6 protein-coding genes are annotated in these 11,839 nt (G+C 42.2%); all 6 read right to left on the bottom strand.

Annotated elements, in window-relative coordinates:
* Nucleotides 1-8: 8 nt before the first annotated feature.
* Nucleotides 9-3,215 carry a SusC/RagA family TonB-linked outer membrane protein gene (locus NBH15_RS20070; RefSeq protein WP_250823389.1) on the bottom strand — a complete coding sequence of 1,069 codons (3,207 nt, stop codon included), beginning with the start codon at nt 3,213-3,215 and terminating at the stop codon, nt 9-11.
* A gap of 231 nt (nt 3,216-3,446) precedes the next feature.
* Nucleotides 3,447-3,902 (bottom strand): HU family DNA-binding protein, encoded by a 456-nt coding sequence (locus NBH15_RS20075; protein WP_250823390.1) that lies wholly within the window; start codon nt 3,900-3,902, stop codon nt 3,447-3,449.
* Between the two features lie 268 nt (nt 3,903-4,170).
* Nucleotides 4,171-5,691 carry a sulfatase family protein gene (locus NBH15_RS20080; RefSeq protein WP_250823391.1) on the bottom strand — a complete coding sequence of 507 codons (1,521 nt, stop codon included), beginning with the start codon at nt 5,689-5,691 and terminating at the stop codon, nt 4,171-4,173.
* Nucleotides 5,692-5,724: 33 nt separating this feature from the next.
* Nucleotides 5,725-7,656, bottom strand: coding sequence for a glycoside hydrolase family 97 protein (locus NBH15_RS20085; RefSeq protein WP_250823392.1), 1,932 nt, complete (start codon nt 7,654-7,656; stop codon nt 5,725-5,727).
* Nucleotides 7,657-7,742: 86 nt separating this feature from the next.
* Nucleotides 7,743-9,386, bottom strand: a complete 1,644-nt coding sequence (locus NBH15_RS20090; RefSeq protein WP_250823393.1) for a RagB/SusD family nutrient uptake outer membrane protein — start codon at nt 9,384-9,386, stop codon at nt 7,743-7,745.
* Between the two features lie 10 nt (nt 9,387-9,396).
* The coding region (locus tag NBH15_RS20095; RefSeq protein ID WP_250823394.1) for a SusC/RagA family TonB-linked outer membrane protein at nt 9,397-11,839 on the bottom strand (2,443 nt) is incomplete at its 5' end.

Consider the following 11,839-nt stretch of genomic DNA (forward strand, 5'->3'; position numbering starts at 1 on the left):
TTAAACTATTAAAATGTAACGTTTATACCAAATGATGCCTGTTTCATGGCTGGATATCCCCAACCCGATTCGGGATCCAATCCCGGGTAATCGGTAATCGTAAAGAAGTTTTCCAGACTGCAATACAGACGCAGACGATCCAGATAGATCTTGTTTACCCATGCTTTCGGGAAGGTGTATCCTAATTGTATGTTCTTTACTCTCAGGTAATCCTGCGAAACCAGCCAAAAGTCACTTTGGGTATCCGAATTGATTTTATTTGTCTGTTCCAGCAATCGAGGATATTTGGCGGGAGTAGTTATAAGTCCGTTTGCATCCAGCAGGCCTTCATGCCAGCGTCCGTCTGTAATCTCTTTAGAAAGCATATTCCCGGTATTTACATTTGTTCTCCACTCTTGTCCCTGATAAACGGTTTTCATACCAGCCATTCCCTGAAGAAGAAAAGAGAAATCGATGCCTTTCCAACTGATACCGGCATCCAGACCGAACGTCACCGGTGCACTGCTCCCGTGCCCGTAAGTCACACGGTCGTCGGTATTGATAACGCCGTCACCATTTGTATCGATATAAAGGATGTCGCCTAAGCCCGGAGTACCCTGATGAAAAACCGTGCGCGGTTTTTCGCCTGCTGCAGCAGCGCGTTCTTCTTCGGCTTTCAGCATGGCATTCACCTTTTCCAGGTCATTCTTATCCTGGATTATACCGGCGGTCGGTATCAGGAAAAGTGTATTGATAGGCAATCCTTCCTGAATAATCTTGTTACCGTCGTATTTGGTATCGCCATAATCGGTCACTTCATTTTTTATATAGGTGAAGTTACCGTTCACGTAGTAAGAGAAATCATTGATCTGATCCTGCCAACCCAGTGTTAATTCAAATCCTTTATTTACGACCTCAGCACTATTCTTTTTCGGTACATCCGCTTCTCCGTGAACAGCCGGAGCAGGCAGGTTGATCAAAATGTTCGCCGTCCGTTTGTTGAATACATCGATCGTACCGGTCAGGCGGTTGTTGAGTACACCGAAATCCACACCGAGGTTAGCTACATAGGTACTCTCCCAAGTCAGGCTGGTGTTGGCGATACGTCCTTGCGACAGTCCCATGTTAACCCCGCTACCTAAAATATAGTTCGCTTTTTCATACGCTGATATAGCATCGTAGTTTCCTACCGCATTGTTTCCAAGAGAACCGTAGGAGAGTCTCAGTTTCAGGTTACTCATCCAGTCGATATCTTTCATGAATGCTTCTTCACTGATACGCCAAGCCGCAGAGCCGGAGGGGAAATACCCCCAACGTTTATCGGGATGGAAACGGGACGAACCGTCTGAACGCAGGTTAAATTCCACCAGGTATCGGTCTAGCCATCCCAAGTTGATACGTCCGAAGTAAGAGCGCATCGCCCAGCCTTTTCTGGTACCACCTGCAGATGCATCGCCAATAGCTCCGCCTATTACATCCAGAGCAGGATCCAGCAGATCGTATTTGGTCGCTTGGTTCGTTCTTTCTTCCCACTGCTCCTGGCTGGCACCGACCATGACGTTCAGATCCAGGCGGTCGTTGAAGAATCTTTTTTCGTAACGACCTACAATATCCATAAAGTTACGGGTGCTGCGGGTTGTTTTATTGTTTATGGATGTACGGCCGGTACCGGCTTTGGTTATCTGGTCTGTCTGAAAGTTCCATCGATCGATAAAGACCGGTTTTGACCATTGCTCATTGTCACTGTAAATATAAGAATATGAACCGGTGAATGTCAACCCTTTCAACGGCTCTAACGTGGCGTAGAAACGGGCTTTCATGTTGCGGGACAAGTTCTCTCCATCTTTGTTGTTCAATCGTTCCAAAACATTATTGGGTACACCTGATTCTTCATCATTTTGTGTTGCTCCATAGCGTCCGTCCGGATGTCGGTGCAGTACGGCGGGAGAGGTCTGGCGGGCAAAGTTGAAGACGTCATCCAATGAATTCGCATGGATATTGCGGCTTCCGTAATAACCGCTCAGGTTTGTACCGGCACGGAACCATTTCTTTATATTCAGGTCGATATTACTGCGAAGGCTATATCGTTCGTAATCCGTATTCTCTACAACACCCGGGTTATTCAGGAAGGTGAATGAAGTATAATGGGTTACTTTGTCATTTCCGCCGCTTACAGCAAATGAGTGTTGCTGGGAAACGCGTGTATTGCCGAACAATACTTCAAACGGATCTGTATTCGGGTAGTTGATCGGATCGTTCGGATTGGCACGCCACTGTTCCACTTTATCGGCTATGCCGTTGCCGTCTTCATCTTTATAAGGCCATGCCTGTCCGTTGTTTTCGTATGCCTCATTCATCAGTTCCATATACGTAGCGTAATCGCTGACCGTTTTCGGTAGCTTGGTCGGACGGTCGATCGAGAGGTAACCGTTGTAGTCGAATTTCACACCTGCGTCTTTTTTCCCTTTCTTGGTAGTCACCAGAATCACACCGTTTGCAGCACGTGAACCGTAGATAGCTGCCGAGGCGGCATCTTTCAATACCGACATGCTTTCCACTTCATTGGGGCTTAACTGGTTCAGTGAACCTTCCACACCGTCTATGATAACCAACGGAGAGGAATTGTTCAACGTACCCTGTCCACGTACTTGTATTTTTGTGGCATCACTGCTTCCGGGAGCATTATTGCTAGAACTGACGCGTACACCAGCCGCCATACCCGCCAAAGCGGTGGAAAGGTTGTTGATCGGACGACTTTCGGTCATCTTGGCTACATCCATGGCTGCCACGGCACCCGAAAGGTTTACCTTTTTCTGTGTACCGTAACCTACAACTACGACTTCATCCAATGCCTGGCTGTCCTCTTTCAATTGAATTTGCACTGTTTTCTGACCGGAAGCTAACTTTATTTCCTGTGTCAGATAACCGATAAAAGAGACCTGAAGTACAGCTCCTGAGGGAACATCGGTCAAGGAAAACTTTCCGTCCATATCGGATATTGTTCCATTGGTGGTTCCTTTTATAACCACGTTGGCTCCGGCAATGGGTCCGAACTGATCTTCTATGACACCGGTTATCGTGGTCTTTGATTGTTGCGGAGAAGCAACAGCTACGGGTCGGTTTACGACCGGCAGGTCCGCACCGGACGCAAACACCGGACTCGTTGCCATCACAAATGTGGCTCCTACAAACATTTTACCCAACAAAGGAGGGTAGATGCATTTTGTCTTTTCCATAAGTGGTAATAAATTTAAAATTTTGTTGAGAAACTTACCGCAAATGTATTTGCTGTGACAGGTGGGTAAGTGGTAATTTTGTCCTAAATATCCATATTTTTGTCCAAATAGACGGATTTAACACATTGAATTATATGTGTTTCTATTGAAAAAAGATATTGCATAGCTTTATTTCATTTTGAAGAATAAAACAATAGCTATGCAATACCTCTTTATTCGTTCAGAGAAAGATTATTCGATCTCCGGACGGTCTTCTCCACCACCTTCTTCGGGTGTTGTCTCGGCTGCGCCGTTCAACTCCATCCAGAAAATGTTGTCGCTTACGAGCGTGCGGTTCATAGACTTGCTGCCGCTCTTCTTCGTGGCTTCGGGGATGAAACGAACACGTACGCCAGTGATCTGCGATGCATTCACTTTGTCGGCCGTTTCGGCTCCGTTGCCGTTGGAGGTACAGGTGTAGTAGAAAGTACCCAGACCATCGATCTTCACGCTCCGTCCCTGAGCCATATAATCGGCCAAAACGCCTGCCAGATCCATCAGGACTGCATAGACGTCAGCTCGGCTCACGGTAGAAATCTGCGACAAACGGTCGGCCACCTCTTTCGTTGCTACGGGCTTACCCACGGTAACTGCCTGCGGATGCCACTTGCCCCCCATCTTTTTAAGAACTTTTTTAAAGAATGCCATAATTGAACATTTTTAAAAGTCTTCCCCTGCTCTTTGTATATGCAACGGTCCGTAGGTCGACATGGTGACCTATAAGAAGTCACTGTGTCACCTATAAGAAGTCGCCCTGTCACTCATTAGGACATTGCCGTCCTATGGGATTGTTTTCGATACCTCGAGCAGAGGGTTTAATCTCGTTGCCGGAGTTCCCGCGCCATCTCCGGCTTAGCGTGTCATGTTGGAATCTTGTTTAGATTAGAGGATGACCTTTCCTTGTATGTCATCAGAGTTACTTTTTGATAAAGACATCGTTCAATTGCCTCCAGGGATAATCTCCGTCATTCTTTTGAGGCTTGCCGGGCGTGCTGCGTCCTTCTTCTACATATTTGACCAGAAGAGAACGAAGTTCAGCCACTTTTTCAGGATACTGCGCTTCCAGATTCTTCTTCTCGGACGGGTCGGTTTTCATGTTATACAACTGAACCGAAGGCAAGGTTGCCAATGCAACAGAATCTTTTGGTCTCGGTGCGCTCCATCCACCCGAACTCGGAGACAATAAAAGCTTCCATTCTCCCTGTCGGATTGTAAACTGACCGGCAATGGAATGATGTACTGTGGCTTCGCGAATTGGTGAGACTTCCGTTTCCGAAACGATAGCAGGCAGCAAACTATAGCTATCTTCTCCTTCGGTATCTTTCAACTTATATCCGTTCAAGGCAGCAAAGGTGGCATAAAAATCAGTCAGGCAAACTGTCTGCTCCACATGATGAGGCTTCGCTCCGCCGGGCCAGCGCAGAATATACGGTATACGGTGACCACCATCAAACAAATCCGCCTTATGGCCCCGGTAGATGGAGTTAGGATAATGTCCCTGGGCAATCAATTCATCAATTCCCGCTGCCGGGCTGCATCCATTATCGGTGGTAAAAACGACAATTGTATTATCGTCCTCACCTGACTCTTTCACAGCCTGCAAAACACGTCCAACCATCGCATCGACCATCAGCACGAAATCGGCATAATCTCCCAAGCCGGATTTACCCTGAAACTCTTTTACCGGAAGAATTGGCGTATGGGGAGCCGGAAGAGGCAAATAAAGGAAATAAGGCTGATCGGAAGAGGCTTTCTCCTTCACATAATTGCAGGCACGATCAATCAGGTTTGGCAACACTTCTTCATGAACAAAATCCGCTCCAGTCGGTCCTTTACGCCACCAGCTGTATTTCCCTTTGTTTTCCGTAACCCTGTCAGGGAGCGAAGTTGGCATATCGTTCTCTATATAAACATACGGAGACATATCTAGGGAACCGCAAAAACCGTAATAATAATCAAATCCCCGCGTGGTCGGGCCATTTGTTACAGGTTTGCTGAAATCGACACTGTCCGCCCCAGCATCGATATTATTCCAATTCCACCCCAGATGCCACTTACCAATACCGGCAGTCGTATAGCCCTGTTTTTTCAACATAGAGGCCATCGTTTCACGTTCTGGGGTGATTAAGGCTTTCGAATAGCCATTCAAAACACCCTGCTTCATCGTCGAACGCCAATTATAACGTCCTGTCAGGATACCGTAACGGGTAGGGGTACTTACCGACGAACTCGAATGGGCATCCGTAAAGACGACTCCTTCGCGTGCCATTCCGTCCAGATTTTCTGTCTTTATCTTTGACCTGGAATCCAGATATGATACATCACCGTATCCCATATCGTCAGCTAAGATAAAGATGATGTTAGGTTGCTTGTCTTTTGCCGACACGTTCAGCATTCCGACTGCCAACAGAGGTAGTAATATAAATTTTTTATTCATGATTAATATTGTTGGATTATTAAATTCCCTATTTCATTTTGTATGATCACTTTTATGTTTTCTGAACAAAACAGCATATCCTCCACCCGGAGCTACTGTTGTTTCCAACACTTTATCAGATTGGACAACTTCTTTTTTCACTATATATGCTTCCTTGTTATTTATATAATGCGTATCCGGCGCATCACTAAAAATCGTGGCTTCATATTTCACATTCGGCTCCAGGAAATTCAAGTCCATCATATGCTTTCCTCCTTTTTCATTATACACTACACCGGCAAACCAATCTTCCCCTTTACGGCGTGCCACTGCAACATGCGACTCAAAATCCATCTCCAGATAACGTGCTTCATCCCATGTAGCAGGTAAAGAACGAATAAAGGCAAACAAATCCGATTTAGCCTTATATGCTTCCGGAGCATCGATCAACACAGACAAATGCCCTGTATGAGTAATAAAAAAGCGGGCCGTTTCCGAAGCCACGGTAGAATTATATTCATTGCGCGGGCCTTTTTGCCGTGATTTCATTTCATTCAAAGCATACGTACCGTTAGTCTGGTCGATCGGACCGGCCAAGAGATTAACACATGCTATTTTAACAAACTCTTCCGGTGAAAAGGCGAGCCTACAATCTATTTGAGCATGGCAATATTCACGATTTATATAGTTGGGGTAAGTTCGTTCTAAACCGCTAAAAGGAACAGGGGAGTCATGAAAATCAATCAGAAGTTTATGATGGGCAGCAATCCAGATCAACTCTTCTGTTTTTCTTGTCTTTTCTTGTGAAGTATACTTTGGACCGGCACCTCCCAAAAAGCCATATTTTATTCCCTTTGCCCCATAACCGGCATAAACGGAGGCAATCTCTTCGAAATCGATAACCGGATATTCTTTGTCTGCGTACTTCAAATCGTAATAAAGTAATGTGCCGACATTCTTTCCATTTCCGTAAGATATCACCTCTTTTATATCCAATCCTTCTACCGGCTTAAGCGGATTATGATCTTCATACCATTCCGCATCCAATAGGAAATAATCAAATCCCATTTCTGCACTGAAGTCTATATATCGCTTCAAACTTTCAGTATTCATTTTATAAGTAAATCCATTGAAGGTACATCCTTTTACACGCCAATCCCAGGAGGCTATACCTGGTTTTACCCAGCTAAAATCACCTTCTGCCGCTTTATTTAAACTGAAATACAAACTTTTATAATTATGCAAATCAGCTATTTTTTCTCCGACCAGGATAACACGCCAGGGAAGACTGAAAGTTCCATTACAAACAGCCTCGTCCTGTACCATCTTTATTGATTTTCCATCGATTCCTTTCGATAAAAACAATTGCGGGTAATTATGCAGACCAGCCTCATGAAAAGCCAGGGTTGAATTATCCGTACTGTATATAACAGGAGTTGTGTGCCTGGATTTCAATCCGGATATGGAAACAGGACCTATCGGCATTTTTTCTCCGTTAGGTATAAAACATTTCCCTTCCGAACTCACAGGTATCCATTCGCTCCTTTCCTGTAGTCGACTGTCTTCTGGCAAGTCATTCAATACAATACGATAGGCCATGCCTTCAGAGTAAGCACGTACGAATAATTCCGCAGGATACGTTTTGCCGGATTTTGTCTGGACGGATAATTTGAATATAGCTTCTTTATATTCTTGTGACACCGATTGAAATTCTCCGTAAGGCATAGAGATGATATCCTTTTTGTCAAAAGACTTTTTTGCAATCAGTGACCACTTAAGAATTTCTCCATTCAAAAAAAGGTTCACCGGAGACGGACTGACCAATTCCTTCTTATTATTATAAAGTCCGATAAAAAGAGAGTCTGCATCAATAAGCACTCCAACCTCTGTCACGGAATCAGGAGACTGGACGATACTTTTTGATTTTGAATCGATACAACTAACAATATGAAGACTGCATAATAGCAATAACAATATTTTTTTCATGTGAAATAGTTTTATTTAGATAATCAAGATTGTATTAAAAGCTTTTTATACCAGATACTTTTAATACAATCTTGTTATACTTAATTTTACCAATCTGGATTCTGCTCCAGATTTTCATTTAATGCAATTTGTACCAAAGGTATAGGCCATAAATAATGTTTATCTTCAAAGGTACGTGTAGTAGTCGGCTGTACTTCTAAAAAGCCATTTTTTACATTTTTCCAGACATTTGCGTTCACTTTCGTATAATATTTTCTCAAATCGGGGATACCCACCAGAGGTTGAGGCAATACATCCTGAGCAATCCCCCAGCGCAACAAATCATCATAACGAAAACCTTCATTGGCTAATTCCACCAAACGTTCACGGCGTATTTCTTCCCGCATGTTTAGTTTGACGGATGCAGAATTATCTCCTTGTACAAAAGCATTCGTTAAATGCGGCATACCGACTCTTTCTCTCAGCACATTAATCGAAATATTCAAATCATCATCGGATATTTTATCCTCCAATTCGTAACAAGCTTCCGCATAATTCAGCAATGTTTCAGCATACCGGATAATTATAGCATCCAAGTCGCTTTCCATAGCAACAGCATCCTCTTTTACAGCCGTTTTTTTCCACACATAGCCAGTTTGGCTCATTGAATTACTGAATGTTGGAGTATAAGGCATTCCATCATAAAATATATCGACAGTCGGAATCAATATCGTAGCATTCATTCTAGGGTCTCTTTTTTGAAATTCGGAAGTAGGTGTATCATAACCTTCAAATATTTCGGATTTATCAATTGGTAACCCATCTTCACAAAGAAAGGCATCAACTATAGCACGTGTGGGGACACAGCCGGAAGATCTCCAAAGCTTAAATGAATTATTATTTTTACGCCAGGGACGTTGATAACGGTTTGCCAATATAGTTTCCTTGCTTCCCTCTCCTTCATAAGTAAAACATTCCTGAAAATTTGCCACAAAATCATTGGATGTAGATTTATACAATTGATGTTCATTCGATTTGATCACCTCCAAAGCTGCATCTTTCGCTTGTTGTAACAAGCCCCGATATTCTCCTTTTTCTCTGTATTTCTGACGTGTACCTTCATATAAGGCAACTCTCGATTTTAACGTAAGAGCTGCCGTTTTTGTAATTCGACCGATTTCCGTATCTTTCAATTTCGAAGGCATTGGCAAACCGGATATAGCCAAATCCAAATCTTGCAAAATAAAATTTGCCACTTCTTCTCTTGTATTTCTTGAAGCATATAACTCCTCAGAATTAATGTCCAATAATTTATCTATAATCGGAACTCCACCATACGAACGCAGTAAATCATAGTATTGCAAAGCTCGAAAGAAATAGGCCTCTCCTGCATAACGAGCAACTATAGCGGTCTCCAAACCAGATATATTTGCGTCTGCATTTTCCAAAACCTTATTAGCTATTGCTATTTTTTTATAAGCTTCTTCCCAAGGACCAAAAGAGTTAGTCGGCAAATAACTTCCGGAGCTAATATCGTCGGGAGACCCGGCATAAGCGATGTCTGAATATACATCTCTGGTTGTATAACCAGGAAAATCAACATAAAAAGCATTGCACGCTAACTTATAGTCACTCTCTGTTTTCCAAAATTGTTCATCCGTGACAGCGTCTGTCGGTAAACGATCCAGTTCACAAGATATAAAAAATGAATAGACGACAGATATCGTAAATAAATATATAATCTTTTTCATCTTTACTTAATTAAAAGGTTAAATTCAATCCTATGGTATAACTTCTTAAAACCGGATAATTATTGTAAGCATTTAATCGGGGATCCAGATATTCCACATAATTATCGATAATAAAAGGATTACGTACATTTGCGTATAAGCGTAACCGTTCCACTTTGATCTTCTCCATCCATGTTTGAGGCAAGGTATAACCAACTTGCAAATTCTTCATTGAAAAATAAGCTGCATTATGCAAAGTACGGTCTGATATCCACCAGTTCCATCCGGCATTCTGATACATACGCGGCCACATGGCATTAGGGTTTTCGGGAGTCCAGGCATCCTCGTGTCCTTTAAACATTGCAAAACGGACAGGAGCTCCTAAATTAGTATTCAAGTTCACCATTTTTTTACCGACACCGTCAAAAAGCATTTCTACATCAAAACTTTTATATTTCAAATTTACACCTATGTTGTACACATAGCGAGGTCTTATATTACCCAAATAAGTTAAGTCCCCGGCATCAATCTTACCACTTTCATCACGATCCTTATATTTTACATCGCCTGCAGCATTGTTTAAATGTTGAAAGGCATGTTTTTTAACTTCATCATCCGATTGGAACAAGCCTTCCGTTTCATATCCGAAATAAGACCCGATAGGATAACCCTCTATATTTTGGGTACCACTGATAATATTTTTAGAACCATCAAATTTAGTGATCTTATTATGAGAATCTTGTATAGTAAAATTCACTCCATACGAGAAGTCCTTACCTATTCGATCTTGCCAACGTAGCGTTCCTTCCCATCCCCAAACACGAAGTTCGCCAGTGTTGAACGTCGGTACTTTCATTCCTATTACAGCAGGTACATCCACATTGACCAACATGTTTTTGTTATCTTTTATGTAATATTCGAAACTTCCGGTCAGACGATTTTTCAAGAAGCCAAAATCCAACGCTATATTTTTTACTTCAACCTTTTCCCATGTACGTTCTTTAGAAGACAACGCAGTTTGAGAGATAAATTTTTCCTGTGTGTTAGAAACACCCAAAGGGTAATAATCGGTACCAACATGCATCTGTGCGATATAATCATACAAGCCTATACTATTCTGATTTCCGGTATTTCCCCAAGAAGCCCGCAATTTCAAATCACTAAGAAGAGTAAAATCTTTCATAAATTCTTCTTCACTTATACGCCAGGAAGCGGAAACAGAAGGGAAAAATCCCCATCGTTTATCTTTGACAAAACGAGAGGAACCATCCACCCTAAAACTTGCCTCTAAATAATACTTTTCATTGTAGTTATAATTTAAACGTCCAAAAAAAGAAGCAATTCCCCATTCTGTAATTTTACCTCCGCTATATTGGTCTCCCAAACCCAAATTCAAGGAGCCCATCAAATCATTATTCAAATAGCTTTGTCGCTTACCATAGTAATAATCTTCACTTCGATCTTCATAAGAAGCTCCACCCATTGCTTTAACAGTATGTTTTTCTATCGGATTCCAATCAAAATTGACATATGACTGTACATTTCGATAAAATGCCCGAGTCTCTTCACGCAACAAACTGTTTGGATCATACAGTTTACCTATAACAACATCCGGTTTTACAGAATAACGAAAAATACTCTTGTATTCTTCAGTCGTATTCGTATTCAAATAATATCCTCCGGCAATCGTATTCCAGGTCAATCCTTTAGCTAAATCAATTTTTAAATTGGCTGAAACTTCCAAACGATCTTGAACTTCAATCTTATGACCACCTTCTACCAAATCCTGAATTACATTCCCATCGTTATTTCCTCCCCATTGTCCTGTTGTACTCCATCTAACAGGATCACAAGGATGAGAGTAATAAGCTTGATGCATTTCTGTATCCCAGCCTCTGACAGGTGAATCCGTTTTTGAATTTGAATAGCTAACGCGAGTGGCTAAAGATATTTTATCCGTAAATTTAAAATCAATATTAGATCGGAAGTTGTAACGACGAAAACCAAAGTCTCCGTAACGATATAAAGCGTCTTCCTGCAAATAAGCTCCAGACAATAAAAAAGATACTTTATCATTACCTCCACTCATGGAAAGCGAATGGTCATGCATGCCAGCAGACCCCATCATTTCTTTTACATGATCTACATTTGCCGTTCCTGAAAAATGAGTTAAAGGACGTGAAGGATCCGGAATCTCTGTAATAGCCGGGTCTTGCAGAGCGGCCAATATATCAGGATGATTTAATGCAGAACTTTTTCCTGACGCTTCTTCTGCAATAATACGGTATTGCACATAAGTGTAGCCATCTAATTTTTCAGGTAGACGAGTAGCTTCCCTATGAGAATAAGAACCAGAATAATTAATTTTGATTTTCTGATTCTTATTTCCTGTTTTTGTTGTTATCAAGATAACTCCTCCTGCTGCCCGGGCTCCATAAATTGCAGTAGAAGCTGCATCCTTCAATACGGATATA

Origin of the sequence: Parabacteroides caeci (assembly GCF_023656795.1) — a bacterium.
GTDB classification, from domain to species: Bacteria; Bacteroidota; Bacteroidia; order Bacteroidales; family Tannerellaceae; genus Parabacteroides; species Parabacteroides segnis.

Bases quoted from the DNA above. Each gene is read 5' to 3' on its own strand.
- NBH15_RS20070 (WP_250823389.1), bottom strand. From the start codon at position 3,215: ATGGAAAAGACAAAATGCATCTACCCTCCTTTGTTGGGTAAAATGTTT.
- NBH15_RS20075 (WP_250823390.1), bottom strand. From the start codon at position 3,902: ATGGCATTCTTTAAAAAAGTTCTTAAAAAGATGGGGGGCAAGTGGCAT.
- NBH15_RS20080 (WP_250823391.1), bottom strand. From the start codon at position 5,691: ATGAATAAAAAATTTATATTACTACCTCTGTTGGCAGTCGGAATGCTG.
- NBH15_RS20085 (WP_250823392.1), bottom strand. From the start codon at position 7,656: ATGAAAAAAATATTGTTATTGCTATTATGCAGTCTTCATATTGTTAGT.
- NBH15_RS20090 (WP_250823393.1), bottom strand. From the start codon at position 9,386: ATGAAAAAGATTATATATTTATTTACGATATCTGTCGTCTATTCATTT.